At 61.8% G+C, this 25,889-nt stretch carries 23 protein-coding genes; 8 read left to right on the top strand and 15 right to left on the bottom strand.

Features of this window, described 5'->3' with window-relative positions; all coding sequences use genetic code 11:
• Positions 1-189: 189 nt before the first annotated feature.
• The 5 genes from kdsB to ACQ4W6_RS15665 all read right to left on the bottom strand — a co-directional run bounded on the left by kdsB (position 190) and on the right by ACQ4W6_RS15665 (position 3,300).
• Entirely contained in the window at positions 190-945 is a 756-nt protein-coding gene (kdsB, locus tag ACQ4W6_RS15685) for a 3-deoxy-manno-octulosonate cytidylyltransferase (RefSeq protein ID WP_436568101.1), read from the bottom strand.
• 3 nt (positions 946-948) lie between these two features.
• On the bottom strand, positions 949-1,125 hold the full coding sequence (locus ACQ4W6_RS15680; RefSeq protein ID WP_010395789.1) for a Trm112 family protein: 177 nt from the start codon (positions 1,123-1,125) through the stop codon (positions 949-951).
• Positions 1,106-2,161, bottom strand: coding sequence for a tetraacyldisaccharide 4'-kinase (gene lpxK, locus ACQ4W6_RS15675; RefSeq protein ID WP_436568100.1), 1,056 nt, complete (start codon positions 2,159-2,161; stop codon positions 1,106-1,108). The genes ACQ4W6_RS15680 and lpxK overlap by 20 nt, the downstream gene beginning before the upstream one ends.
• 96 nt (positions 2,162-2,257) lie before the next feature.
• Positions 2,258-2,698: an ExbD/TolR family protein gene (locus ACQ4W6_RS15670; RefSeq protein WP_436568099.1), complete on the bottom strand. Its 441-nt coding sequence runs from the start codon at positions 2,696-2,698 to the stop codon at positions 2,258-2,260.
• Positions 2,695-3,300 (bottom strand): MotA/TolQ/ExbB proton channel family protein, encoded by a 606-nt coding sequence (locus ACQ4W6_RS15665; RefSeq protein WP_436568098.1) that lies wholly within the window; start codon positions 3,298-3,300, stop codon positions 2,695-2,697. The genes ACQ4W6_RS15670 and ACQ4W6_RS15665 overlap by 4 nt, the downstream gene beginning before the upstream one ends.
• 1,348 nt (positions 3,301-4,648) lie before the next feature.
• Between ACQ4W6_RS15665 and xseA the strand changes: the two genes are divergently transcribed.
• Entirely contained in the window at positions 4,649-6,010 is a 1,362-nt protein-coding gene (gene xseA / locus ACQ4W6_RS15660; protein WP_436568097.1) for an exodeoxyribonuclease VII large subunit, read from the top strand.
• Between the two features lie 102 nt (positions 6,011-6,112).
• On the opposite strand, the gene ACQ4W6_RS15655 is transcribed toward xseA, so the two are convergent.
• From ACQ4W6_RS15655 to ACQ4W6_RS15630, 6 genes are all read right to left on the bottom strand, one after another.
• Positions 6,113-8,566: a TonB-dependent receptor gene (locus ACQ4W6_RS15655; protein ID WP_436568096.1), complete on the bottom strand. Its 2,454-nt coding sequence runs from the start codon at positions 8,564-8,566 to the stop codon at positions 6,113-6,115.
• 83 nt (positions 8,567-8,649) lie between these two features.
• A complete protein-coding gene (locus tag ACQ4W6_RS15650) occupies positions 8,650-9,723 on the bottom strand; it encodes an ABC transporter ATP-binding protein (RefSeq protein ID WP_436568095.1) in 1,074 nt (357 codons plus the stop codon).
• Between the two features lies 1 nt (position 9,724).
• Positions 9,725-11,095, bottom strand: coding sequence for a GH1 family beta-glucosidase (locus tag ACQ4W6_RS15645; RefSeq protein ID WP_436568094.1), 1,371 nt, complete (start codon positions 11,093-11,095; stop codon positions 9,725-9,727).
• A 36-nt stretch (positions 11,096-11,131) separates the two neighbouring features.
• A complete protein-coding gene (locus tag ACQ4W6_RS15640; RefSeq protein WP_436568093.1) occupies positions 11,132-11,950 on the bottom strand; it encodes a carbohydrate ABC transporter permease in 819 nt (272 codons plus the stop codon).
• Positions 11,947-12,933, bottom strand: a complete 987-nt coding sequence (locus tag ACQ4W6_RS15635; RefSeq protein WP_436568092.1) for a carbohydrate ABC transporter permease — start codon at positions 12,931-12,933, stop codon at positions 11,947-11,949. The genes ACQ4W6_RS15640 and ACQ4W6_RS15635 overlap by 4 nt, the downstream gene beginning before the upstream one ends.
• A gap of 43 nt (positions 12,934-12,976) precedes the next feature.
• Positions 12,977-14,299 (bottom strand): extracellular solute-binding protein, encoded by a 1,323-nt coding sequence (locus ACQ4W6_RS15630; RefSeq protein WP_436568091.1) that lies wholly within the window; start codon positions 14,297-14,299, stop codon positions 12,977-12,979.
• Positions 14,300-14,669: 370 nt separating this feature from the next.
• Between ACQ4W6_RS15630 and ACQ4W6_RS15625 the strand changes: the two genes are divergently transcribed.
• The 4 genes from ACQ4W6_RS15625 to ACQ4W6_RS15610 all read left to right on the top strand — a co-directional run bounded on the left by ACQ4W6_RS15625 (position 14,670) and on the right by ACQ4W6_RS15610 (position 19,504).
• A complete protein-coding gene (locus ACQ4W6_RS15625; RefSeq protein ID WP_436568090.1) occupies positions 14,670-15,689 on the top strand; it encodes a LacI family DNA-binding transcriptional regulator in 1,020 nt (339 codons plus the stop codon).
• A gap of 209 nt (positions 15,690-15,898) precedes the next feature.
• Complete coding sequence (sodB, locus tag ACQ4W6_RS15620) at positions 15,899-16,477, top strand: superoxide dismutase [Fe] (RefSeq protein ID WP_071078930.1); 579 nt, start codon at positions 15,899-15,901, stop codon at positions 16,475-16,477.
• 204 nt (positions 16,478-16,681) lie between these two features.
• A complete protein-coding gene (locus ACQ4W6_RS15615) occupies positions 16,682-19,198 on the top strand; it encodes a putative bifunctional diguanylate cyclase/phosphodiesterase (protein WP_436568089.1) in 2,517 nt (838 codons plus the stop codon).
• A 21-nt stretch (positions 19,199-19,219) separates the two neighbouring features.
• Positions 19,220-19,504 (top strand): lysozyme inhibitor LprI family protein, encoded by a 285-nt coding sequence (locus ACQ4W6_RS15610; RefSeq protein ID WP_436568088.1) that lies wholly within the window; start codon positions 19,220-19,222, stop codon positions 19,502-19,504.
• Between the two features lie 40 nt (positions 19,505-19,544).
• Here the strand turns inward: ACQ4W6_RS15610 and ACQ4W6_RS15605 are convergent, their stop codons facing one another.
• A complete protein-coding gene (locus ACQ4W6_RS15605; protein WP_436568087.1) occupies positions 19,545-21,098 on the bottom strand; it encodes a CYTH and CHAD domain-containing protein in 1,554 nt (517 codons plus the stop codon).
• A 106-nt stretch (positions 21,099-21,204) separates the two neighbouring features.
• On the opposite strand from ACQ4W6_RS15605, the gene mgrA reads away from it, so the two are divergent.
• Positions 21,205-22,245, top strand: coding sequence for an L-glyceraldehyde 3-phosphate reductase (gene mgrA / locus ACQ4W6_RS15600; RefSeq protein ID WP_436568086.1), 1,041 nt, complete (start codon positions 21,205-21,207; stop codon positions 22,243-22,245).
• 11 nt (positions 22,246-22,256) lie between these two features.
• Here mgrA and ACQ4W6_RS15595 read toward each other — a convergent pair whose 3' ends face one another.
• The 3 genes from ACQ4W6_RS15595 to ACQ4W6_RS15585 form a co-directional block, all read right to left on the bottom strand.
• Complete coding sequence (locus tag ACQ4W6_RS15595; protein WP_436568085.1) at positions 22,257-22,718, bottom strand: DUF2244 domain-containing protein; 462 nt, start codon at positions 22,716-22,718, stop codon at positions 22,257-22,259.
• 106 nt (positions 22,719-22,824) lie between these two features.
• Positions 22,825-23,142, bottom strand: coding sequence for a hypothetical protein (locus ACQ4W6_RS15590; protein ID WP_436568084.1), 318 nt, complete (start codon positions 23,140-23,142; stop codon positions 22,825-22,827).
• 129 nt (positions 23,143-23,271) lie between these two features.
• Entirely contained in the window at positions 23,272-23,601 is a 330-nt protein-coding gene (locus ACQ4W6_RS15585; RefSeq protein WP_436568083.1) for a hypothetical protein, read from the bottom strand.
• Positions 23,602-23,886: 285 nt separating this feature from the next.
• On the opposite strand from ACQ4W6_RS15585, the gene ACQ4W6_RS15580 reads away from it, so the two are divergent.
• Positions 23,887-24,315, top strand: coding sequence for a DUF4148 domain-containing protein (locus tag ACQ4W6_RS15580; protein ID WP_436568082.1), 429 nt, complete (start codon positions 23,887-23,889; stop codon positions 24,313-24,315).
• Positions 24,316-24,456: 141 nt separating this feature from the next.
• Positions 24,457-25,869, top strand: a complete 1,413-nt coding sequence (locus tag ACQ4W6_RS15575; RefSeq protein ID WP_436568081.1) for an efflux transporter outer membrane subunit — start codon at positions 24,457-24,459, stop codon at positions 25,867-25,869.
• Positions 25,870-25,889 lie beyond the last annotated feature (20 nt).

Below are 25,889 nucleotides of genomic sequence, written 5' to 3'. Positions count from 1 at the left end.
ATGGTGTTGCTATGGCTATCTTTCCCTACGAAACTTACCACAAAAAATCCCCTGAACGCCAGTTTGCTGTCGAATTGCTATGCCCTGATTGATCAAAGCCAGCAATTTGCGAAGCAGGCGTTTCAAAATGTGGTTTTTGCGGCAAGCGCACAAATTTTATTTGCACACCTGCCGTTTTGCGGATAGCGCCTACAGGGCGCGGTAGTGCGCTTGCACGCGTGCCAGGTCTTCCGGCGTATCCACGCCGGCAGCCGGAGCGCTATCGGTCACATGCACGGCGATGGCATAGCCGTGCCACAACACGCGCAACTGCTCCAGCGCCTCGATGGCTTCCAGCGGCGAGGCGGAGAGAGCAGGATACGTTTGCAAAAACGCATTGCTGTACGCATACAGGCCGATATGGCGCAGCGGCACGTAGCCTTGCGGCAAATTTTCACGGGACTGCGCAAAGCCGTCGCGGTGCCACGGGATGGTGGCGCGCGAAAAATACAGCGCACGGCCATGTTTATCCAGCACCACCTTGACCACGTTCGGGTTAAAGGCGTCGGCCATATCGTGCAGCCGATGCGCGCAGGTGGCCATCGGCACGTTGTCGCTGATCTGCGCGGCGCAGGCGGCCAGCAAGGCCGGATCGATCAGCGGTTCGTCGCCCTGCAGGTTGACGACGACTGCGTCAAGCGGCAAGTCGAGCGCGCGCGCCACTTCGGCGATGCGGTCCGTGCCCGACGGGTGGTCGGCACGCGTCATGCACACTTCCACGCCATGCGCGGCGCAGGCGGCGCGGATGTCTTCATGGTCGGTGGCGACGATGACGCGCGCCGCGCCCGATAGCGAGGCTTGCTCGGCCACGCGCACCACCATGGGTTTGCCGCCCAGGTCGGCCAGCGGCTTGCCCGGTAGGCGCGTCGAGGCCAGGCGGGCCGGGATGATGACGATGAACGGCATCGCCTATTCCACTGCGTCTTGCAAGGTGCGCGCCTCGTCCGCCCACATGATGGGGATGCCATCGCGGATCGGGTAAGCCAGGCGGTCGGCGCGGCAAATCAGTTCCTGCGCCTTCTTATCGTGTTCAAGCGGGCCCTTGCAAACAGGGCAGACCAGGATATCAAGCAGTCGAGCGTCCACGACATTTCTCCACAATTTGTTGGGCCAGCGCGCTATCGATGCGCGCACTGACCGGGACGACCCACAGTCTCGGGTCATCTTTGAGATGTTCAATTTGCGCACATTTTACTGCATCCTTCTCCGTGATCAAGATCACATCCGTGTCCAGTGCGGCAAATGGCTGGTCGAGGAAGTCGTGATGGTCGGGCAAGGGCAGCTCGTCAAAACGCAGTCCCGCGCCGCGCAGCATGCTGAAAAAACGCTGCGGATTGCCGATGCCGGCCGCCGCCACGATGCGCTGGCCGCTGGCCGCCAGGCTCGCCAAGGGCATGCTCTCGCTGCGGGCCAGCATGCGTTCGGCGACGCCACCGGCCAGCAGCATCTGCACCACGAGAGCACCTTGCGGCGCCACCTTGGCCACCAACTGCGGCGCCAGCGCGGGTGCATTGATCACCGTCACATCGCGCCGGCGGTGCGGCGATTCACGCAAGGGGCCGGCCGGCAGCAGCCAGCCATTGCCCACGCCACGGCCGTCGAACAGCACGATTTCCACGTCGCGCTGCAAGGCGTAATGCTGCAAGCCGTCGTCGGTGACCAGCACGTCGACCTCCGGGTGCGCCGCGAGCAGTGCCCGGCCGGCCGCCGCGCGGTCGCGCCCCACCATCACGGGGCAAGCGCCACGCTGGAAGATCAGCAGCGGCTCGTCGCCCACCTGCTGCGGCGTGGAGTCGCTGGTCACACAGCGCGGCAAGCGGTCGGCGCTGCCATGGCCGCGCGAAATCACGCCCGGGCGCATGCCCGCCTCGCGCAAGGCTTGCACCAGCCAGATGGTCAACGGCGTCTTGCCCGTGCCGCCGATAAAAATATTCCCGACGACGACGACGGGCACGGGCAGGCGTGCTGACGGCAGCAGGCCAGCGCGGTACAGGCCCCGGCGCACGGCACTCAAGGCGCCAAACAGCAAGGAGACGGGCCACAGGGCGCACGCCAGCGGGCCGCGCGTCAGCCAGGCGCGGGTAAGGGTCGATTCAAGCTTGGCGGGGGAAGATGTGGGCATGCTGTGTCGACTAAAAATTGGAAAACCCGAATCGACACCTGGGGTCGAATCCTGAGGGTTCGACCCCGGCACGTCGGTTTGGGTTTGAGGGTTGGCCTACTTGGCGCCAGCCTGCGCCGCGAACGTCAGCTTTTCATAGCCGGCCAGGCGCGCCGCTTCCATGACGTGGATCACCATCTGGTGCATGGCGAACTGGTCGGCGTTGACCACCACCACGGGCGTCTGCGCCGGCGCCTTGCCGCCATTGGCAGCTTTGGCCGCATCCTGCAAGGCGTCAGCCAGCCCGGCCACGTCGCGGAAAGAGACCGCTTCGCGGTTCACCGTATAGTTGCCCTTGGCATCGATGGTGACATCAATCTGCTGCGGCTTGTCCTTGGCCTGCTCGGCATCGGCCGTCGGCAAGGTGATCTGCAGCTCCGTGAATTTGCTGTAGGTGGTGCTGACCATCAGAAAGATCAGGATCACCAGCAGTACGTCGATGAAGGGGATCAGGTTGATTTCGGGGTCTTCACGCCCCTTGCCTTTGCGGAAGTTCATTTGCGGCCACTGTGGACGATGTCGACGAACTTGACCGCTTGTTGCTCCATGTCAATGACGAAACTGTCGACGAGGGCGCGGAAATGGCGGTAAAAGACCAGGGTCGGCATGGCGATGGCCAGGCCAAAACCCGTGTTGTACAGGGCTACCGAGATGCCATGCGCCAGCTGGGCCGGATTCGAGCCGCTGGCGTTTTGCGAACCGAAGATCTCGATCATGCCCACCACCGTGCCAAACAGGCCCATCAGCGGGGCCAGGGTGGCGATGGTGCCCAGTGTCGTCAGGTAGCGCTCCAGCATGTGCGCCACGCCGCTGCCCGCCTCTTCGATCGATTCCTTCATCACGTCGCGCGGCGCATCGACATTGCGCAGCGCGGCGGCCAGCACCACGCCCAGCGGCGAATTGCCTTCCAGCTTGGCCAGCGTGTCCGGCGTGATCTTGCCGCTGCGATACACCTGCACCACTTCATCGAACAGCTTGCGCGGCAAAATCTTGGCACGGCGCAAGTACAGCAAGCGTTCGATGACCAGGGCCAGGGCCACGATGGAAGCGATCAGTAACAGCCAGATGGGCCAGCCAGCGGCCTGGAAGATTGCGAGCAAAAGAAACTCCTGGTAAAAGGGAGGCAAAAGGATAGGCGATGTAGCGCCTGAACAACCTGCATTGTACCCAGCGCCGACAACGCCATGTGCACCGGTGACGCAATGGCGCAATGTAGCGCGTTGCCGCGCCCGCAGCAAGTGGCGCCCGCGCAGCAATGGCGGCGCGTCTTGTGCACACCCTGCCGGCGCAGCATAGTTTTGCACACTTTATGTGGATAAGATTGTGAGCAAGCATGAAGAGCTAAACCTAAGTCATTGATTTAGATGAATATTATCATTCTGCGTAAAATACAGGCATAGCAGATGATCTTCACTAGTCAATATCATAAAATCAAGAATATAAAAGTTCTGCACATTTACTGTGGACAAGATTGTGCGCAAGACCAAGGAATACGCACAAGCCATTGATTTTAAAGGATCTTATTTCAATGCACAAAAAAGTGGCAGAGGCAGTAACATCAAGAAAATGCAGGCGGCTAAAGTTCTGCACACAATCTGTGGACAAGATTGTGCGCAAGCGCGCGGTTAGACGCCAAGTACATTGATTTATATCGTTTTTATTGCCTTGCATAAAAATGTGGCACGGGTCGAAAAGCGGCGTTTTCCAGGCCTGGCTCGCCATGAAAAAGCGCATTTTCCACCGTCGCAGCAGTTCCACACATAAAGTGTGGATAAGATTGTGAGCAAGCTGATTAACTCCAAGCAAGACCGTTGATTTTAAAGGAGTTTTTTTCAATGCTGAAAAATAAGGCAGCTATACCACATGGCGCGGCGCTAAAAAACCCGGGCGCAAGGCGTAACAGCTTAGGCAGTTTTGCACATATTCTGTGGATAAGATTGTGAGCAAGGCGCACACTTTAGCGTTACTCCCTTGATTTATATGGTTATTTTTACGCTGCGTAAAAATCAGGCAAGCCGCGCAATCAGGCTGCCGATGGATAAATCCGGCCAGGCCAGGAAGTTCTGCACATTTTTTGTGGATAAGATTGTGCGCAAGGCCAGGCATGGCACACTAAGTCTTTGATATCCATATACTTTATCTTCATGCGAAAAAATTGTGCAGGGCATTTTTGCATGCCGGCCGGGCCTTCCACCTGCGACGTGGCAGCGGTAAAAGTTCCACACAATTTCTGTGGATAACTTTGTGCGTAACTACCATGCGCTTTACTGATGTGCTTGATATTAAAGGATTTTTCCCCAATGCACGCAAATCAGGCATAGCGAAATTCATCATGAAATCAAATACTTAGAAATAGAACTTGTTGTTTTGCGCGATATATGACATAAGCATGACCTCGCCGATAATATGTGGACAGTTCTTCCCTGCCCACGCTAGCCAAGCAAACAGATGATGACCGACAACCCGACTGACAGCGGCTTTGCCGCCCCACCCGTGCTGACCGTCAGCGCCCTGAATCAGGCCGTCGCGCGCCTGCTCGAGCGCTCGTTTCCCTTGACCTGGATCGCTGGCGAAATCTCCAACTTCACGCGCGCCGCCTCAGGCCACTGGTATTTCACGCTGAAGGATGATGGCGCCCAGGTGCGCGCCGTGATGTTTCGCGGCCGTGCCCAGTACGCCGGCTTCACGCCGCGCGAAGGCGACAAGGTCGAAGTGCGCGCGCTCGTCACCCTGTACGGCGCGCGCGGCGACTACCAGATCAATGTGGAAGCCATCCGCCGCGCCGGCGTGGGCGCCCTGTATGAAGCGTTCCAGCGCCTGAAGGAAAAGCTGGCAGCGCAAGGACTCTTCGACGCCGGGCGCAAGCGCGCCATTCCTATGTTCGCGCGCACGATCGGCATCGTCACCAGCGCGCAGGCGGCCGCCCTGCGCGACGTACTGATCGCCTTGCAGCGCCGCGCGCCGCACGTGGCCATCATCCTGTATCCCACGCCCGTGCAGGGCCAGCAGGCGCCGGAAAAGATCGCGCAGGCCATCCGCACGGCCTCGCAGCGGGCCGAGTGCGACGTACTGCTGGTGTGCCGTGGCGGTGGCAGCATCGAAGATTTATGGTCATTCAACGATGAAGCCGTCGCCCATGCGATTGCTGCATGCGCCATGCCGGTGATCAGCGGCGTGGGCCACGAGACGGACTTCACCATCGCCGACTTCGCGGCCGACTTGCGCGCGGCCACGCCGACGGCGGCGGCCGAACTGGCGGCCACGCCGCGCGCCGACTGGATGGCGTCCCTGCGCGCCGACGCCACCGACTTGCGCCGCGCCATGCGTTGGCGCCTCGATGATGCCGCGCAAACGCTGGACCGCCACAGCCGCCGCCTGCTCAATCCCAAGGCGCAGCTGCAGCAGCAGCGCCTGCAGCTGCTGGCCCTGTCGACGGCCATGACGCATGCGGCGCGCGCGCCCGTGAACCAGTCGCAATACGCGCTAGAGCGCCTGCGCAACCGCTGGGCGAACTTGCGGCCCGACGTCACGGCGCCGCGCGCGCGCCTGCTGGAAGCGCAGCGCCGCAGCGGCGCAGCCATGGCGCAGCTGGTCACGCAGCGCCGCCACAGCCTGGGCGGCCTGGCCGCGCAGCTGGAATTACTCAATCCGCAGCGTACCCTGGAACGGGGCTATGCGATCTTGCGCGATGAAAAAGGCGATATCGTGCGCTCGCCGGCGCAGCTGCAGGCGCGCCAGAACCTCAACGTGCGCCTGGCCGAAGGCAGTGCGCAGGTCGGCATCGCCAGCGTGCAGGCGACGCTGGAATAAGCGCTGGAATAGCCCAGGCAACGCAAAAAAGGCCGGGTATCGCTACCCGGCCCAACACCTGCCCTACTGAGTTGACTTCAACTTCCTTACCGCACTACACCATCAGAACTTCATCGACACGCGGGCACCAAACGTGCGCGGTGCGTTGTAGAAGGCGCCGTAGATCTGCTGCGTTGGCTGGCACGGCATGCCCACATCCGTACACAGCTCCGTCACGTCCAGCTTGACGGCCTTGTCGGTGGCGTTCTGCACGAACGCTTCCACCGTGTAAGCCTTGTTGGCCGACTGGAAGCGCAGGCTCAAGTCCAGCGTGGTGTAGGCTTCCTGGCGCTTGACGCCAGCATGGCCCGGCACGTCGCCGTTGAACGCCCCTGCACCCACATACGACATGGTTTCATAGTGCACGGAAGCGCGCGGCGTGACCTGGCCGCCGGCGACGGCAAAGTCATGCTCGTACTGCACCGTGGTGGAGAACTTCGGCGCGTGCTTCATGGTGCTGCCGCCCACATTCACCAGCGGCGCCGTCGAACCGCAAGACTGGCCATTGGCGCGCGCCGCATCGACGTCGCATGACATGAAATCGTCATACACGGCTTTCAGCCAGGTGGCGTTGCCGGTCAGGCGATCCACCGTCGTCGGCCGCCACACCCACTCCGCTTCCAGGCCCTTGACGGTGGCGCCGGCCGCATTGAAGTTGGCCAGCACGCTGTTGACCACCTGCGATTCGAGCTTATCCTTGTACTTCATCAGGAAGGCATCGAGGTTCAGGGTCAGTTCGCGGTTCAGCAAGTCCGATTTGAAACCGATTTCATAGCTGGTCAGTTTTTCCGGCTTGGTGGTGGCGCCGCCGTCGCCCATGGCCGGCGAATGGAAGCCCGTCGTCACGGAACCGAACAACAGGATGTCGGAGCGCAGCTTGTACTCGATGCGGCCCAGCCAGGTCGCCTGGCCATATTTCAGGTCCGCCGTATTGTCTCCCGGCGTATTGCCGCAAGTTGCTGCCGTGATCGCGCCGCCCGGGCCGATATTGTGCGTGTTGGCCAGGCCCGTGCCCGGCGTGACCAGCTGCGCCATCTGCTCGGGCGTGAGCACTGTGGTGCCCAGCGGCGTGTTCGCTGGCCAGTTCGGGCAGGCCCAGTTCTGGCCGCCGATGTCGAATTTATGGTCTTTCGTGTAGCGCGCGCCGGCCGTCAGCTTGAGCGTATCTGTGACTTGCTGGCTGACCTGGCCGAACACGGCTTTCGATTTCAACTGGCGGTCGCCCTGAATGAAGGACATCGATGACGCGTACTGGCCCACCGTCGGCTGGACGAAAATCACGGCGCCGTTGGCGATATCCTGCTGTACGGCCGCCTGTGAAATCTGGCTGCGGTCGATATCGAAGCGCACCTTGTTTTTTTCATTGAACAGGAACAGGCCGGCCACCCACTGGAATGGCGCATCATCGTCCGAACGCGCCTGCAGTTCGTGCGAATAGCTGTCGAACTGCGCCCAGTCGGTGCGATTTTCCGACTTGAAGCCGGGGAACAGGCCCGCATCGGCATCGTTGCTGTTCTGGCGCTTGTAGCGGCTCCAGCTGCCCAGGTAACTGAGGTCCAGCGACTCGGTCGGCTTGTAATTGAGCTTGCCCTTGTAGGTCAGGATGGACTGGTCGAGGGTGCCCGGCGTGTCGATCAGGGCCGAGCGCAACTTCTGGCCCGCAGCCGGTTCCGCCGCCAGGTAGACGTTGCCAGCGCCCTGATCGAGGAAGTAGTCGGCGATGAAGGTGCCGCGCAGCTGCGGCGTGATCTTCCACAACAGGGAGGCGCGCACGCCCATCTGGTCGCCGGCGCCATACTTGGCCGTGCCCGGCATCACGTTCGAGCCGCGGCGGAAGTCCACCGTGCCATCGTGGCTATCCTTGATGGCGGCGATGCGCAGCGCCATGTCGTCGGAAAACGGGATGTTGAGCATGCCCTGCGTCTGCAAATGGCGGTAGTCGCCCACAGTAATGCCGGCCGAGCCCATGAACTTGGAGGTATTCGGCGCGGCCGACACCAGGTTGACGGCGCCGGCCGTGGAATTGCGGCCATTCAGGGTGCCTTGCGGTCCGCGCGCCACCTCCACGTGGGACAAGTCATACATCAGCGCCGTGGCGCCCTGCGGCCGCGGCGAATATATGCCGTCGACATAGAAGGCGACGGCCGGGTCACCCAGCTCCGTGTGGTTGGCCGAACCCACGCCGCGCATGTAGACGTGCACGCCGCCCGAGTCGCCATGCTGCTCGACGACCAGGCTGGGCACCATGGTGGCCAGCGAAGCCAGATCCTTGACCTGGTTGTTTTGCAGGGTGTCCTGGTTGAAGGCGGTGACGGCCAGTGGCGTGTCCTGCACGAAGGTGTTGCGGCGCGTGGCCGTGACGACGATGCGGTCCATCTGTTCGGCCGCCGGTTTCGCTGCCTCGGTTGGCGTATCGGTTTGCTGCGCCAGGGCGGCACCGCTGCCCAGCAAAATGAACTGGGCGAATGTCGCGTGCGCCAGGCTGATGGCGATGGTGTTGCGTTTAAGCTGCTGCATTTTTGTCTCCTGTACCGCTGGTTGAATGATGATCACATAGCTCTTTGGCTATTGCTGCACTTTTTTTGGGTGTCAATCTGAGTTCATGTCGCCTCCGTGCGGGGTCTATGGGTAGCCACGGCGCGCCCGCCCGTGTCAAATAAAAAGGCATGGCCCGGTTCCGGCGCAAAGCCGATGGCGCTGCCCGGGGCCAGGGCGTGGCGCGTCTCGCCATGCAGCTTGATGGCCACCGCGTGCTCGCTGCCATCGATGCGGCCATCGAGCGTGGCGTGGATGATCTGCGCATCGCCCAGTTGCTCGATCAGGGTGACGCTGGCGCCATAGCCATCGCCAGCCGGCAGCAGGCGCAGGTGCTCGGGACGTATGCCGACCAGCATGTTCGCCTCGCCGCCGAGTTCGCTGGCCAGCGCAGGGACAGCGGCGCACGGCAGGAAATTCATGCGCAGCGCACCGATGAAGCCAGCCACGAACTGGCTGGCCGGATGGCGGTACAGTTCCAACGGCGCGCCCACCTGCTCCAGGTGGCCGCCATGGAAGACGGCGACCCGGTCGCCAAGGGTCATCGCCTCGACCTGGTCATGCGTCACATAAATCATGGTGGTGCCCAGCTCCTGGTGCAGCTTGGCCAGTTCGATGCGCGTCTGCACGCGCAGCGAGGCGTCGAGGTTCGACAGCGGCTCGTCGAACAGGAACACCTTGGGCTGGCGCACGATGGCGCGGCCAATCGCCACGCGCTGGCGCTCGCCGCCGGATAAAGCCTTGGGTTTACGCTCGAGCAGGTGCGTGATCTGCAGGATCTCGGCCACCTTGCCCACCGCAGCGCGCACCTCGGCCTCCGGCCTGCCGGCCATTTTCAAGGCAAAGCCCATGTTGTCGCGCGCCGTCATGTGCGGGTACAGGGCGTAGCTCTGGAAGACCATGGCGATGCCGCGCTCGGCCGGCGCCACGTCGTTGGCCAGCATGTCGCCGATGCGCAGCTGGCCCGCGCTGATGTCTTCCAGGCCGGCGATCATGCGCAGCAGGGTTGACTTGCCGCAGCCGGACGGCCCCACGAAGACCATGAATTCGCCGTCAATGATATCGAGGTCGAGGCCCTTGACGATTTCCGGGCCGTCGCCGTAAGTCTTGCGGATGCCGCGCAGCGAGATGGCGGCCATGTCAGTGCGCCCCGGCCAAGGCTGGCATTGACACGCCAGCATGCAGCGCACGCTGCGCCATGATGAAATCGCGGTACCACAGGGCGCTGTCCTTGAAGCTGCGCTGCTGCGTGGCGTAATCGACATACAGCATGCCGAAACGCTTGGCATAACCGGAATTCCACTCGAAGTTGTCCATCAGGCTCCAGTAGAAATAGCCGCGCACGTCGATGCCCTGGGCAATCACGGCGCGCAAGGCATCCAGGTGCAGCTGCACGTACTCGATGCGCGGCTGGTCGTGCACCTTGCCATCGACCAGTTTGTCGGCCACTGGCATGCCGTTTTCCGTGATGTAGATGGGCGGCAGCCGGTATTCGCGGTGCAGGCCCACCAGCAATTCCGTCAAGCCTTGCGGGTAGGTTTCCCAGCCCATGTCATTGAAGCCCAGCTTGCCTTCGGGTTTGCGCGGTGGCGTCTCGGCGCTCATGTAGGCGCGCGTGTAATAGTTCACGCCGAGGAAATCGATGGGCTGCTTGATATCTATGAAATCGTTTTCAAAGATGGCTAAAGTTGAAGCATCGACGTGTTTCAGCGCCAGCGCCGGGTAGCGGCCCTTGAAGATGGCATCCATATACCACTGCACCGAGCGCGCATATTCAAGTTCGGCCAGCTCCCTGTCCTGGGCGCTGTCGGTGGCCGGCGTGGCCACCCATTGATTGAGCACGATGCCCAGTTTCGCCGGCCGATTCACGGCGCGCATGGCTTGCATGGCCAGGCCGTGCGACAGCAGCAGATGGTGCGATACTTGCACGGCGGCAGCAGGGTCGGCCATGCCCGGCGCGAACTGGCCCGTGCCGTGGCCCAGTACGGCAGTGCACCATGGCTCGTTGTGGGTGGCGATGCTGGCTACGCGGTGGCCGAAGCGGCGCGCCACCTCGGCTGCATAGGCGGCAAAGTGGTAGCAGGTGGCGCGATTGAGCCAGCCGCCCTCGTCCTGCAAGGCTTGCGGCAAATCCCAGTGATACAGCGTCAGGTGCGCGTCCAGGCCCTTGGCCGCCAGTGCATCGAGCAGGCGTGAATAAAAAGCGAAGCCGGCTTCGTTCCAGGCGCCGGAACCCGTGGGCTGCACGCGCGACCAGGACATGGAAAAACGGTAGGCGTTGACGCCCAGTGCGGCGATCAGCTCCACGTCTTCGGCGTAGCGGTGGTAGTGGTCGCAGGCCACGTCGCCATTGCTGCCGTCGGTGACTTTGCCGTCGGTGTGGCTGAAGGTATCCCAGATGGACGGGCCACGGCCGTCGATGGCCGCTGCGCCCTCGATCTGGTAAGCGCTGGTAGCCACGCCCCAGGTGAAGGTGGCGGGAAAGTTGGTGTCGATATCGTCGTTATGCATGATCATGTCGTGTGAGTGAATTAAACAAATGAAAGGTCAGCCTTTGACGGCGCCCTGGGTCAATCCTTCGATCAGGCGCTTCGATGCAACAAAAAACATCAGCAACAGCGGCAGCACGGCAATCGCCGCCCCCGTCATCAGGGCGCCCCACTCCGTGTTGTTCGGTGCCTGCATGCTGCGCAGGGCTAGCGGGATCGTGTAGTTCTCGACCGAGCGCATGACCACCAGCGGCGTGATGAAATTGTTCCAGGAATTGATGAAGGTGATCAAGCCCAGCGTGCCCATGGCGGGGCCGATCAGCGGTAGCACGACGCGCCAGTAAATGGCAAATTCGCCGCAGCCGTCGATGCGCGCCGCCTCGATCAGGTCCTTCGGAATGGCCGTGCCGATGTACTGGCGCATCAGGAAAATGCCCAGTGCGCCGGCCGCTCCCGGCACATACAGGGCGCGCGGCTGGTCGAGCCAACCGAGGAAATCCATCAGCATGAACGTCGGGATCATGTTCATGAACGACGGGATGATCATCGACGCCATCACCAGGGTAAACAAGGGCCGCTTGAAGCGGAACTCGAACATGGCAAATGCATAGCCGCCCAGCGAGCAAAAGAACAGCGTCAAGGCGGTGGTCATCAGGGCCACATACAGGCTGATGCCGATATTGCGCCAGAACGGCAGGCGCTCCTGCAGCAGCTCCAGGTTATGCAGCAGGGCCGTGCCGAACCAGCGCGGCGGCGGCAAGCTGTAGATCTCGGCGCTGGTGTGCGTGGCGAAGACGAACATGAAGTAGAACGGCGCGACCATGATCAGGGCACCGATGGCCACCATGGCGTAGGCCGTCCAGCGGGGGGTATTCATCGGGCCTCCTTGCGCTCGTTGCGGCTGAAAATGCGGTTATTCACCCAGGTGGTGCTGGCGATGATCAGGAACAGCAGCCAGGAAATGGCCGACGCCGTGCCGAAGTCGCCGGAAGAAAACGCCGTCTTGTAGACGAAGATGGCCGTCGTCATCACCGACTGGCTCACGCCGCTGGACTCGGCCACCAGCACGAACGGTTCCTCGAACAGCTGCAAATTGCCCATGATGGTGAGCGTCACGGCCAGGTAAATCATGGGCTTCAGTTGCGGCAGGGTGATGTACCAGAATTGCTGGCGCTTGGAGGCGCCATCGATGGTGGCCGCCTCGTACAGGTCCTTGGGAATGACCTGCAGCGCGGACAAATACAGCACCAGGTTCCAGCCCAGATAGCGCCAGAAGATGACGAAGGCGACGGCTGGCTTGATGAACAGCGAGCTGCCCAGCCAGTCGATCGATTCGGCAGGGAATAATCCGCCCACTAGCGGCAAGCTGGCGCACCATTCGATCAGCACATTGATCTGGCCGTAGTCGCGCGAGAACAAGGTATTGAAGACCATGGCGATGGCCACGCTGGAAGTGATGAACGGTAAAAAGTAAATGCCGATCACCAGGTTGCGCGAGCGCTTGAAGCTGTTGTGGATGAATGCCGCCAGCGGAATGGCCACCAGATGCTGCGGCACGCCCGATGCCAGCGCCAGCCAGAGCGTATTGCCCAATGAGCGCAAAAACCACGGGTCGCTCAAGGCATACCTGTAATTATCCAGGCCCACCCACTGCATGGCTTCCACGCCGCTGGCCGCTTCCCACTGGTTGAACGACAGGTAGATGGAAAACAGCAGCGGGAACAGGCTGAAGACGGCGAATAAAATGAAGAAGGGGCTGATGAAAATATACGGCGCCCACTTTTTCATGTTGAAGCGTTTTCGTGCCGGCCGCGCCGAGGCGGGCGCGTCTTGCGCCAAGGACGCCGAGGGCGTGCTCATGGCCGGCTCCCGGTTTGATCTGGATGAAGAGTCATGCTGCTTCCTAGCGCCGCGCGCGGTGGGTGATCAGGGCCTTGGCGTCGGCCAGGGCCGTCTTGATATCCTTGTTTTGCGCCAGCACGCTTTCCAGTTCCATGTTGACGATGTCGCGCGCCACGGCGTCAAACTTGTCGACGCGGATGACGGGAATCTTCGCTGCCGTCTCGCGCGCCAGCAGGCGCGTCTTCTGGCCACCGAAATACGCTTGCGGCTCGTCCATCATCGGGTCCGCATAGGCGGCCTTGAGGGCCGGAAAAGCGCCGATTTCTTTCAAGGAGTGCAGCACGATGTCCTTGTTGACAGTCATGAACTTGATGAATTCCCAGGCTTGCACCTTGTTGGCCGCCTTTTTCGGGATGCCGTAGAACGATCCGCCGTAGGACGCCAGCGCGCCGGCCGGCAAGTTCGCCGCGCGCCACTGGCCTTTCGAATCCGGTGCCAGCCATTTGGCCAGGTGGCCGCTGAGCCAGGAACCCATCATCTGGCTGGCCACCTTGTCGCGTTTGAAGCCTTCGGCCCACTCGCCCGTCCAGGCTACCGTGCGCGCGTCGATGCCGGCCACCCTTGCCGCCTTGGCCAGTTCGAAGGCCTTGACGAAACGGGGCGAGTCGACCAGCACTTGCCCCTTGTCGCCAAAATAAATGCCTTCGCCATCCTTCAGGTTGGCGCGTATATAAATGTCGGCCAGGTCGCTGGCGCCAGCCAGCAGATAGGTGCCCGTGGCGGCCTTGAGTTTCTTGCCGGCGGCGATGTACGACTCCCACGATTGCGTCAGGTCGCTTTCCTTGATACCCGCCTTGTCCATCAAGTCCTTGCGGTAGAACAAGGTTCCTGGCCCCAGGTCGGCCGGCATGGCGCCCAGGGTGCCGCGCGAGCTGGTCGCCTGCACGAAGGTGAATGGCACGAACTGGGCGCGGTACTGCCCCGCCCCGTAAGGCGCCTGCAGCAAGTCCTCCATGCCCTTCGATTCGGCAAAGCTGCCGACATAGCGGAAGTCGATCGCCATCACGTCGGGCAGGCGCGCGCCGGCGGCCAGCGCCGTCGTCATCGAGTTGTGATGGTCGTCGATCTGCAGGCTGACCAGCTTGACCTTTACTTGCGGATACAGCTTTTCCCACAGGGGCAAGGCCGTCTTGACGGCGCGGTCCAGGTCGGGGAACGAAGCGATGGTAATGGTGGCGGGCGCCAGCACCGGCAGTGGCGGCGCCGGTGGAACGGCTGCGGCTGCAGGAGCTGTGGCGGCGGCGCTGGCCACACCCGCGGCCAGGGTCAGCGCGAACAGCAAGGACGCGGCAGGTAAGGCTGCGTCAGGAATGCTTGACTTCATTATTTCATCTCCGATTATTGAGCGTCTTCTATCTTGAAAACGTTTTCACAACATGTGTCTATTTAACACCGCAAAGAAAATGAAGTCAATCAAAAAAGTTGTCATTTTTATTGATGACGCCTGAGAATTAAGCATCGCGATGCGGCTTTCCTCCTATGAAAAACGGGGAAATATCACCGTTCAAAGGCTGTTGTTTTTCATGAAAACGTTTTCAAGCCTTCTCTGCCACTGATGTTCCCCTGACAGGCCTGGCCACCATGCGCCCGGCCTGCGCGCCTATTTATGGTAATCTTTCGTTGAAAAGGTTTTCACGACAGTGACAACCTCGCAGCGCCAGCCTTGCCGCCCGTGTTTTTAACCTGGAATTGCCTTGACCGCCAACGACCACGCTTCCTCCCCTTCCACCTTGCTCGACGTGGCCCGCCAGGCTGGCGTGTCGCCCAGCACCGTCTCGCGCATCCTGAACGGCACGGCCAAGGTTTCCGACGACAAGCGCGACGCCGTGCTGGCGGCCATTGCACAAATGAAATTCGCGCCCAACCAGATGGCGCAAGGCTTGAAAAAAGGCCGCTCGCTGACCATCGGCATCGTGGTCCAGGATATTTCCAGCCCCTTCTTCGATGAAAGCCTGCGCGGCGTGGACGATGGCTTGAAGGGCACGGGCTATGCGTCCGTCATCGTCAGCGGCCACTGGAATGCGCAAGAGGAAGCGGACCGCATCCGTTTACTGCTGGCGCGCAAGGTGGACGGCATCATTTTGCTGTCCGGGCGCATCTCGGACCAGAGCGTGCTGGATTTTTCGCAGCAGCGCCCCATCGTCTCGACGGGGCGCGCACTGGCGACCAAAAGCGCCATCGGCTTCAAACTGGACAACGAATACGGCGCCTACCTGGCCGTGCGCCACCTGGTCGAGCTGGGCCACCGCCGCATCGCCTTCGTTTCCGGGCCGGCCAACAACACGGATGCGGCCGAGCGCCTGACCGGCTACCAGCGCGCGCTGCGCGAAGCCGATATTGCCATCGACCCAAAATTGATGGTGGAAGGCGATTTCCACGAGGCAAGCGGCATGCTGGCCATGAACCATTTGTTTGATACGCATCAACAATTTAGCGCAGTCTTCGCCGCCAATGACCTGTCTGCCTATGGCGTGCGCCTGTGCCTGTACCGCAAGGGCATCCGCGTGCCTGACGATATCTCGCTGGTCGGCTTCGATGACTTGCCAGGCTCGTCCTACACGACGCCGCCCCTGACGACCATCCACCAGCCCCTGTACGACATCGGCCGCATCGCCACGGAGGCGCTGCTGGGCCTGATCAATGGCGAAGCGGTGCAGGCGACGCTTCCACCGCTGGAACTGATCGTGCGGGAAACCACGCGGCGTGTTCGTTGAGGGATGCCAGAAAGCATTTCCACCGGTTTCGCGCTGAACGAGAATCATTACGCCAAGGGGATCGCCAACGCATGGCGGAATCTGCAGCAATGGCGCATCCGCTTTACAATAGTGGCTCGTTCAGCAAGAATGCTTGATGCAAGCAACCAGGCTCAACCATCTGGCCCCAGGCCGGATGACTCCGAACACTCACCACAAAGGGACATCACATGGAACATACTCTGCCACCACTGCCGTATGAAATGGACGCTCTGGCGCCGCATATTTCGAAAGAAACCCTGGAATACCACTATGCCAAGCATCACCAGGCGTATGTCACCAACTTGAACAACCTGATCAAGGGCACCGAGTTCGAGAACCTGTCGCTGGAAGAGATCATCAAGAAATCGTCGGGCGGCATCTTCAACAATGCAGCCCAGGTATGGAACCACACGTTCTACTGGAACGGCATGAAGCCAGCCGGCGGCGGCGCACCTACCGGTGCCGTGGCTGACGCGATCAACGCTAAATGGTCGTCGTTCGACAAGTTCAAGGAAGAATTCACCAAATCGTGCGTGGGCAACTTCGGTTCGGGCTGGACCTGGCTGGTGCAAAAAGCCGACGGTTCCGTCGACATCGTCAACACATCGAACGCCGGTTGCCCATTGACCACCGGCGACAAGCCACTGCTGACCTGTGACGTATGGGAACATGCCTACTACATCGACTACCGCAACCTGCGCGCCAAGTACGTGGAAACGTTCTGGGGCCTGGTCAACTGGGAATTCGTTGCCAAGAACTTCGCGTAAGCGCGTTCCTGCCAACGTAAAATAAATGACGGCATGAAAATATGACATAAAAATAACATTTGTCATATTTTCCTAAAGGAAGTTTTTACCGCAAGGTAATCACTTCCTTTTTTGCGTGCGAGTGCATGATCGAGCCGGAGGCTTCGCGCAAATCGATGACCTGCAGCAATGCATGACCATCAAGTCCTGAAAGAGCGCACTAGCGTGCAAGGCTACTTTGCCGACGGAGAACTGACGATATTGTCGGAATTTACTAAACATTTACGTGTCGGACCGAGCAATTTACATCTTGCTTACGCATGCCCCGCTACACTTTCTCATTTGCAACAAATGCGTTCAGCCCTCCGGGCCGAAGCAAGTGCTGGGCATTTTTGTTACTGCTGCGTGCCGCCTGGCGCGCAGTGGCGGCGCGATGCCGCGCCAGAACCTCCCACGCCTTCCATGACCGCACCGCAGCGCACCAAGAATGAACACTTTTTCCAGCAATGGCTGATCCACGCCATGGTGCTATTCGCACTGGCCGGCTTCATTGGATTCACCCAGTACGAGGAATATCACCGGATTGATACCCAGGAACACGAACGGCTGACGATGCAGGCGGAAATCGTGGAGAAGAATTTAACGCCGCAATTGAATTTGACCAAGCAGGTGATCGACAGCGTCATCGATGAACTGGCGGCCTGGCAGGCGCAAGGAGACCATCTGCGGCAGGTGAATCACTCGCTCAAAGTGATCAACAATGCACTGATCGGTATTCGTCCCATCCTGGTCATTGGTCCTGACGGGCGCCTAGTGGCCGGCAGCGACGCAAGCATGAGCAGCGACAATTTTCACCAAAATGATTGCTTCCAGAAAGCCATGCGGCTCGCCGATCCGCAATTGCTGCACCTTAGCGCGCCGCCTGGCAACACCGCCGTTCCCGCCGCCATCACTCTGTGTCGCCGCATCAGCGGGTTTCAAGGCAGCTTTGGTGGCATCGTCATGGTCAGCCTGGCGCCGGCATACTTTTCCGACCTGCTCGATTCGGTTCGTTATGCCCGCGATGTAGTTAGCTCGATCTCACGCGAAGACGGCCAGTTGTACATGGTTTCGTCGCGCCAGAGCGGCGCCGGGACGCCTGGACCACTGACCGGCATGGCGCCCGGCACCGGCAAGAAACGCATGGTCGCCGAACGCCTCGTGCCATCGGGCGCGGCCACCTTCGGGACGACGCTGCGCATCGCCGTCAGCCGCGACACCGAGGTCTTGTTCGCGCCATGGCGCCACAGCCTGTATGTGCAAAGCGTGCTGTTCGGTTTGGTCGCCGTATTGAGCACACTTGGGCTACTGATCATCCAAAAGCGGCACCGGCTGCGACGCGTCGAGCGCAAGAAGACAGAGAAGCAAATACAGCAATTGGCCTTCTTCGATCAACTCACCAAGCTGCCAAACCGCATCTTGCTGCTGGATCGCCTGAAGCAGGCAATGAAGAGCAGCTTGCGCAGCGGCAACCATGGCGCGGTACTGTTCATCGATCTCGACAACTTCAAGACGCTCAACGACACGCTTGGGCACGACATGGGCGACCTGTTGCTCAATCAAGTCGCGCGGCGCCTGGTCCTGTGCGTGCGCGCGGGCGACACCGTGGCCCGCCTGGGCGGCGATGAGTTCGTCGTCATGCTGACGGACTTGCATATGAATGCGGAACATGCGGCGGCACAGGTCGATATCGTCGGCAACAAGATACGCAAGGAATTGAGCCAGACCTACCGGCTCAACCAGCTTACCCATCGCAGTACGTCAAGTATCGGCGCCACGCTATTCATGGGTAATCTGACGAGCATTGACGATCTGCTCAAGCAGGCGGACCTGGCCATGTACAAATCCAAGGCGGTGGGACGCAATGCCTTGCGCTTCTTCGATCCCGCCATGGAGGTGGCCATGCTCGAACGGGCCGCGCTGGAAACGGACTTACGCGACGCCGTTCCATGCCGCCAGCTGATACTCCATTACCAGCCCCAAATCGACCACACCGGACGCGTTACCGGAGTCGAAGCGCTGGTGCGCTGGCAACACCCGATACGCGGACTGGTGCCGCCGGGCGACTTCATTCCGCTGGCCGAAGAAATCGGCGTGATCCTGCCGCTGGGGCAATGGGTGCTTGAAACGGCCTGTACACAATTGCTCGCCTGGGCCGGACGCCCCGACATGCGCCACCTGAGCATCGCGGTCAACGTCAGCGTGCGCCAGTTCAACCAGGAAGATTTTGTCGATCAGGTGCTGTTCGCCCTGGCCAGCAGCGGTGCCGATCCGCGTCGTCTCAAGCTCGAGCTGACCGAGAGCCTGCTGGTGTCCGACGTCGACGGCGTGATCGCAAAAATGTCCTCGCTCAAAGCGCACGGCGTCGGTTTTTCGCTCGACGATTTTGGCACAGGCTATTCCTCGCTAGCCTATCTCAAGCGGCTGCCGCTGGATCAGTTAAAGATAGACAAGTCTTTTGTCCGCGACGTGATCCATGACCCTAGCGATGCATCGATCGCCAAAACCATCATCGCCCTGGCCCGCAGCCTGAACATTGCTGTCATCGCGGAAGGCGTCGAGACGCTGGCGCAGCGTGATTTCCTGGCGCGCTATGGTTGCCGCGCCTATCAGGGATATTTCTTCAGCCGGCCGTTGACACTGCCGGACCTGGAAGCATTTGTGCAGAGGCGCTGTGCGGCGACCGCTACTGCGCCGTCGTAGACGCGCAGCACGTTCCGTTTTATGTCCATGCAGAAAGCAGTTGCTGAGAAACTCGCTGCCCGCCTCGATGCCAACGGCAAGCAAACCTTGAAGGCGGGCCAGCTGGCGTGGATAGGCAAGCGCAACAAGAGCTGTTCAAAGCGCGAATCATCGGGCTTTTATGTCAACCTCGATTGCGCCAGCCAGACCACCATCGAACGCGCGCAATTGCTGCAAGAGCGCGTGCGCGAATACGTGAATGCCGGCTGCCAGAACAGCAAACTGTCAGCTGTCCATGCGCTGGCGCAAGCGGGAGGCGCCAGCTGAACCGTCCTTTGGCTGAGCGCCCCACGTCAAAGAGGCCGGCTCACACGGGCAGGCGCGCCGCCTTGAAGCGCCGCCACGCCTTGTGCATGTGGCTATCCGCGCCGGGCGACTGCGCGCGCGCCGCCAGGTAGCCACGCAGGTAGGCGGCGTGCAGCCGCAAGGCAGCCTGGCCACGCTGGCCATCGGCCAGTGCCTGCAGCAGCCGGTCGCCCACCTGCATGTCGTTGAGCTTGCCCAATTCATCCTGCAGCGCCGACAGGCGCGCCACATACGGCTTGACTGCGCGCGAAGGCAACAGCGAGGCAAGAAACTGCGTCGCATAGCGCGTCTTCTTGGCCGCGATACGCACCTGGTGGCGTTGCTGCGGCGTGGCATGCAGCAATCGCTTGCCGCGCTTCACCAGGCGGCGCTGATCCTTGCGCAAGCTTGTGCGGGCAAACGCGAGCACACCCGCGTCCAGCCGGCGCAACTGGCGCGCCGTAGCGTTGCCGCGCCAGTCCTGCGCCTGCAGCCAGCGCTGCAGACCCAGCATCGATGCCGTGTAGCGCGCCGAGCTGATGGCCTGGGCGGCGCGTGCGTGCGCGGCGCGCGCCTGCTTGCGTGCCGCCTGCGCCAGTGCTGCCGCCTCCTGCGCCGCGTCGCCATCGAGCTGCGCCAGCGTCTGGCCTGCCAGCACATCCCAGTCGCGCGCCTCGCCCAGTACGCCGCCCAGCCAATCGAGTTCGCTCTGCAATGCATCCGGCAGCGCCAGCAAGGGTTTGAACATGCCCAGCGCCGAGCGCAGCCGGCGCAGTCCTACGCGCATCTGGTGCAGGCTTTCCACGTCCTCGCCCGCCGCCACGCCATCCTGGTTGCCGCTGACCTGCGCCAGGCAATTGCTGCTGATGCTGAGGAAGGCTTGCTGCACCGTCATGCCCTCATCGAGCAGCACCGGCTGCGCCTTGACGGCGCGCAAGGGCTGCGACGCGGCCAGCCGGTAGCCGCGTTCGGCCTTGCTCATGTGGCCCAGTTGCAGCGGCACGTCCTGCAGCAAGGCCAGCGCCACGTCGAACAGGCTGGCCGCCTGCCCGTGCTTCAGCTCCAGTTCGATTTCACTGATGACTACGCTGCGCGCGTCCGGCCCGCTGCCGCTCTCGATCACGCCCTGGTCCAGCACGCATTCGATATGCTCGCCCTGCGGCGTCTGCAACTGCCACACCGTGCGTTCGATGCGCGTGGTAAACACGGGCTGCAAGCTGGCGCGGATGGCGTCCTGGCGCAGTAGCGCTCGCAGCGGCTGCCTGCGCCCGATGGCAGAGTCGAGCGCGTCGAGGTCGGGTTGCGGTCCGGCAACTTCGCCTTCCCATTCGTGACGGCTGTGCAGGCCGCCGCTAACACTGCCGCCTGCCTTCAGGGTTTGCACCCAGCGCCCGTCCACCTGGCGCACGCGCAAGCCCGCCTGGTGGCGGCATAATTGCAAGTCGGGCGTATCGACATAGATATCGTGCATCAGCAACAACTGCGGTTCGCCTGGCGCATAGTGCGCCAGCAGCGGGTGTGCGCGCAACCGGGGCGCGTCGCCTGGCGCCAGCAGCAATTTCAACTCGATTTCCATCACCGCTCCTTGTTCTTTGCTTAACTCTTGAATACCTATTGTAAAACGCAGCACGCGACGCCCGGTTTTGCGCCAGAATAAGCGCTTCATTCACTCAGGAGTTGCCATGACGTACTACGCCGCAGAGAATCGCTATGACACCATGCAATACCGCACCTGTGGGCGCAGCGGACTGAAACTGCCGCTGCTGTCCCTGGGACTGTGGCATAACTTTGGCGACAGCAACAGCCTCGCATCGCAGCGCGACATGCTGCGCACGGCCTTCGACCTGGGCATCACGCATTTCGACCTGGCCAACAATTACGGGCCGCCGTATGGCAGCGCGGAAAGCAATTTCGGCAAGCTGCTGCGCGACGATTTCCTGCCCTACCGCGATGAACTGATCATTTCCACCAAGGCGGGCTGGGACATGTGGCCCGGCCCGTATGGCCAGGGCGGCGGTTCGCGCAAATACGTGCTGGCCAGCCTCGATCAAAGCCTGCAGCGCCTGGGCCTCGATTACGTCGACATTTTTTATTCGCACCGCTACGACGCCGATACGCCGCTGGAAGAAACCATGGGCGCGCTGGCCACCGCCGTGCAGCAGGGCAAGGCGCTGTACGTGGGCCTGTCCTCGTATTCGCCACAAAAAACGGCCGAAGCTGCCGCCCTGCTGAAAGAGTGGAAAGTACCTTGCCTGATCCACCAGCCTTCCTACAATATGCTCAACCGCTGGATCGAGGAAGACGGCTTGCTCGACACCCTGCAAGAACAAGGCATGGGCTGCATCACCTTCACGGCGCTGGCGCAGGGGTTGCTCAGCGACAAGTACCTGAATGGCGTGCCGCAGAATGCACGCATCAACCGTCCCGGCGGCGGTTCGCTGCCGCAACAGCACCTGAGCGCGGAAAACCTGGCCCGCGTGCGCGCCCTGAATGAGATCGCCGCTCAGCGGGGCCAGACCCTGGCGCAGATGGCGCTGGCGTGGGTGCTGCGCGATGCGCGCGTTACCTCGACCCTGATTGGCGCCAGCAGCAGCGCGCAAATCCGCGAAAACGTGGCTGCCTTGCAGCAACTGACGTTCACCGCTGACGAACTGGCCGCCATCGACGTGCAGGCGCGCGAAGGCAATATCAACCTGTGGGCAGGCCCGTCGCGCGCCACGTAAGGCGCGCCGGCTCAGGTGGGCGACGGCAGCAGCGCGCATAGTTCGTGCGCCACCTGCAGGCGCCGCTCGGGCGTGGCCAGGGCCCCCACTTCGACCTGAACGGCACCGTCGCCGATGCGGATCAGCTGGTGCGGCCCTTGCGGTACCACGATGCGCGTGCGCCACGGCGTAAAACTGCTGCGACGGCACTGGCCTGCGCTGACTTTCTCGACCATCAGCACACCATCGCGCAGGGTAATATGCTCGTAATCGCCCGCGTGGCGCAAGTAATACAGCAAGGCGAGCGCCACCAGGCTCAGTTCGGCAAACGAAAAAACGGGGATATACCAGAAGCCGCGCAACGCAAAGGCGGCGGCAATCACGCTGGAAAACAGGCACAGCAAGCCATAGGCGCGCAGCAACTGGCGCGCGGTGAGGGTATTGTGGCGCGCAAACAGCCATTGCGGCTGTTCGCGCGAATCATCGCGTGGCATGGCGCCTCCCGCAACATCATCGCATCGGCCCTGGCGGACCAGGCTATCGTGTCTTGCCACCCGGCCCAAGCCGCACGGCCATCACGGCCGTTGGCAAACGCCAGCCTCAGCGGCCAAGATGCACGAGCGCGTGGCCCACGTGCTGCCACCAATGGTCGCGCGACTTGACCTGCTTCAGGCAAGACATATCGAGCTCCGTCGGAAACACGCGATCCTGGCATGCCCGGATTTGCAGGGCATAGCGCTGGTTTTCCGCCGCCGACAAGGCCACCATCAGCCAGAACGCCAGTGCCAGCAAGAGCACCAGCGAACTCCACGCAAGGTGATTGGTGGTACTTTTTTCACCCACGAACGCACGCGGCCGCGTCTCGCGGTACATCGACATCAAGCCTTTTTCTTTCTCTTCCGACATCTGCTTTTGCATCCTCGTGACATCCTATCCCGTGCCGGCCGGCTGGCCATGGCGCCACACGCGCCGCCTTGCCTTCATTTTACGCTGATGGCGCAGGAGAGGCGGTAATTCGCGGCGGCAATGCGCGGCAGGCAGCGTGGATCAGGGATGCGGCGCTGGCGCCTGCGCAGCGCCGGGTTTGGCATCGGCGTCCTCTGCCGACGGCTCGGGCACCATGCGCTCCACATGATCGACATCGATATCGCCGCCATCGGGCGCCGTGTTTTGCGGCTCCACGCCGGCGCGCTCGCCGGTGCCGGCCGCATCACTGTCGCTGTCGAGCGCTTCCGCATCCAGGCCGGGAACGCCCTGCATGTCGCTACCGCTGTCGGAACTGTCGCTGGGACCGAGCGCGCCCTTGCCGTGACCACGGCCGAGCACGCGGTCTGGGGTGACGGGTAAATTGTCCGGATCGAGTGAACTGCTGCTCATGGCTGACTCCCGTTAATAAAAAATCAGCTTACTCCCCTGGCCTGGCCAATGGCGCACGCCTGCACGCACATTTCCCCTTTGCAAATGCGGCATCGCACAAATATTTTCAGAAATTACTTCACAAATGTAATATTCATTGATATAGTTAATTCAAGTAAGCATCTTCTCATCCAGAAATTGCTTCATCGGCAGCACCGCGCCCGACCGCGCAGTACTGCCGAACCGACCGGTACGTGGCGAGCCGGCCCATCCACCCAGCCATCATGCACATATAGGAGTTTCATCATGCAAACCAAATCACTCGTCGCAGCATTGTTCGCCATCACCGCAGCTACCTCGGCTTTCGCGCAAAGCGCCGCACCAGCCGCCACCAGCGAGCAACTGACACGCGCCGACGTCACGGCCGAATACATCCGTGCCCGCAACGCCGGCGAAATCGCCACCAGCGAAGCCGACTATCCAAAGACCATCGCTACCGCGCCCAGCAACGTGACGCGCGAGCAAGTCGCGGCCGAATATATTCGTGCCCGCAACGCCGGCGAAGTCATCACCGGTGAAGCCGACTACCTGATAGCAACAATGCCGGTCAGCGCCAGCAACGTGACGCGCAAGCAAGTCATTGCCGAGCTCGCCGCCGCCCGCAAGGCTGGCCAGATCCCGCAAACGGAAGCCGACTTTGATGTTGCACAAATCAAATCGCACATGGTCCAATAAGAAACCAGTCAGCCGGTTTCAGTCAGTAACAACTCAGTTGCGGCGCAGCATTCGGGCCACTCCCGACGCGCACCGCGGCGAGCTGTGATTTCCCCTGCAACACCCCGACACCCCAACACCACTTTGTCCCGGAGTCCTTGCATGTCCCTGCACCGCCGCCTGCTTGCCGCCAGCCTGACCCTTGCCTTGAGCGCTTGCGCCGACATGGGCCATATCGCGCCGCAATCGGCCATGCTCGACGCCAATGCGCTGCAAGCCAGCAAGGCCATGGATGCTGCCGCCAGCGCCGCCATCGACTGGCCGCGCTCGCAATGGTGGCAAGACTTGCACGACCCGCAGTTGAACCGCCTGATGCAGCAGGCGCTGGCCGACAGCCCTACCTTGCGCGGCGCCAAGGCGCGCGTGCGCCAGGCCGAAGCGCTGGCCGGCGCGGCCGAAGATAGAACCGGCCCGCAAGCGGACGCGGCCGTCTCCATCAACCGCGAACTGTATTCACAGCACGGCAGCACGCCGGCGCCGCTGGCCGGCAATTACGCTTGGCGCAACCAGGCCACCATCACTGCCTCGTACGACCTCGACCTGTGGGGCCGCAACCGCGAAGCGCTCGCTGCCGCGCTGGGCGATGTGCAGATGGCCTCGGCCGAATCGCAGATGGCCCGCCTGGCCCTGGAAACGGCGCTGGTGCGCACCTACATCCAGCTGTCGTATGAATTCGCCTTGCAAGATGTCATCGAACGCAGCCTGGCGCAGCGCGCGCGCGTCCTCGACATCACGCGCCAGCGCAAGACCGCCGGCATCGGCACCGATATTGACGTAGCGCAAATTGAAACCACCCTGCCTGCCGGGCGGCGCCAGCTTGAGCAATCGGCCGAATCGCTGGCCCTGCTGCGCAACCAGCTGGCGGCCCTGTCGGGCAAAGGCCCGGCGGCCGGTGCGGCACTCACACGGCCCGTGCTGCGCCTGGACCAGCCGCTGGCCATCCCGCAAGCCTTGCCAGCCGACCTGATCGGGCGCCGTCCCGACATCGCCGCCCAGCGCTGGCGCGTGGAAGCGGCGGCGCGCCGCATCGACGCGGCCAAGGCCGAGTTTTACCCGAACGTCAACCTGGTGGCGTTTGCCGGCCTCCAGGCCTTTGGCTTCAGCCATTTTCTCGACGCCAATTCGCAGATCCGCGGCGCCTCGCCCGCGCTGAGCCTGCCCATCTTCGCCGGCGCCCGCCTGCGCGCCCAGCTGGGTAGCCAGACGGCCATCTATGACGGCGCCGTGGAGCAATACAACGCCACCGTCATCAACGCCATGTCGGACGTCGCCAATGCCGTCACAAAGGCCCAATCACTGCAAAAGCAGCACCAGTTGACAGTGCAGGCGCTGGCCACGGCGCAGCGCGCGCGCGACCTGGCAGAAAAAGCCTACCAGGCCGGCATGAGCGACGCCATCAACATGCTCAACACGCAAGTGGCGTTGCTGGCGGAAGAACAGCAGCAAGCGCAAAATGGCGCACGCGAACTCGATCTTTACGTTTCCTTGATGAATGCATTGGGAGGCGGCATCTAGGTCCGCAATGTTCGCGTTGC

The sequence above is a fragment of the Janthinobacterium woesei genome (genome assembly GCF_051380875.1).
Taxonomy (GTDB): domain Bacteria; phylum Pseudomonadota; class Gammaproteobacteria; order Burkholderiales; family Burkholderiaceae_D; genus Janthinobacterium.
Note: the sequence above shows the minus strand (reverse complement) of the source record. Positions and strands in the feature narration are given on the sequence as shown.

Bases quoted from the DNA above. Each gene is read 5' to 3' on its own strand.
- kdsB (WP_436568101.1), bottom strand. From the start codon at position 945: ATGCCGTTCATCGTCATCATCCCGGCCCGCCTGGCCTCGACGCGCCTA.
- lpxK (WP_436568100.1), bottom strand. From the start codon at position 2,161: ATGCCCACATCTTCCCCCGCCAAGCTTGAATCGACCCTTACCCGCGCC.
- ACQ4W6_RS15670 (WP_436568099.1), bottom strand. From the start codon at position 2,698: ATGAACTTCCGCAAAGGCAAGGGGCGTGAAGACCCCGAAATCAACCTG.
- xseA (WP_436568097.1), top strand. From the start codon at position 4,649: ATGATGACCGACAACCCGACTGACAGCGGCTTTGCCGCCCCACCCGTG.
- ACQ4W6_RS15655 (WP_436568096.1), bottom strand. From the start codon at position 8,566: ATGCAGCAGCTTAAACGCAACACCATCGCCATCAGCCTGGCGCACGCG.
- ACQ4W6_RS15650 (WP_436568095.1), bottom strand. From the start codon at position 9,723: ATGGCCGCCATCTCGCTGCGCGGCATCCGCAAGACTTACGGCGACGGC.
- ACQ4W6_RS15645 (WP_436568094.1), bottom strand. From the start codon at position 11,095: ATGCATAACGACGATATCGACACCAACTTTCCCGCCACCTTCACCTGG.
- ACQ4W6_RS15640 (WP_436568093.1), bottom strand. From the start codon at position 11,950: ATGAATACCCCCCGCTGGACGGCCTACGCCATGGTGGCCATCGGTGCC.
- ACQ4W6_RS15635 (WP_436568092.1), bottom strand. From the start codon at position 12,933: ATGAGCACGCCCTCGGCGTCCTTGGCGCAAGACGCGCCCGCCTCGGCG.
- ACQ4W6_RS15630 (WP_436568091.1), bottom strand. From the start codon at position 14,299: ATGAAGTCAAGCATTCCTGACGCAGCCTTACCTGCCGCGTCCTTGCTG.
- sodB (WP_071078930.1), top strand. From the start codon at position 15,899: ATGGAACATACTCTGCCACCACTGCCGTATGAAATGGACGCTCTGGCG.
- ACQ4W6_RS15610 (WP_436568088.1), top strand. From the start codon at position 19,220: ATGTCCATGCAGAAAGCAGTTGCTGAGAAACTCGCTGCCCGCCTCGAT.
- ACQ4W6_RS15605 (WP_436568087.1), bottom strand. From the start codon at position 21,098: ATGGAAATCGAGTTGAAATTGCTGCTGGCGCCAGGCGACGCGCCCCGG.
- mgrA (WP_436568086.1), top strand. From the start codon at position 21,205: ATGACGTACTACGCCGCAGAGAATCGCTATGACACCATGCAATACCGC.
- ACQ4W6_RS15595 (WP_436568085.1), bottom strand. From the start codon at position 22,718: ATGCCACGCGATGATTCGCGCGAACAGCCGCAATGGCTGTTTGCGCGC.
- ACQ4W6_RS15590 (WP_436568084.1), bottom strand. From the start codon at position 23,142: ATGCAAAAGCAGATGTCGGAAGAGAAAGAAAAAGGCTTGATGTCGATG.
- ACQ4W6_RS15585 (WP_436568083.1), bottom strand. From the start codon at position 23,601: ATGAGCAGCAGTTCACTCGATCCGGACAATTTACCCGTCACCCCAGAC.
- ACQ4W6_RS15580 (WP_436568082.1), top strand. From the start codon at position 23,887: ATGCAAACCAAATCACTCGTCGCAGCATTGTTCGCCATCACCGCAGCT.
- ACQ4W6_RS15575 (WP_436568081.1), top strand. From the start codon at position 24,457: ATGTCCCTGCACCGCCGCCTGCTTGCCGCCAGCCTGACCCTTGCCTTG.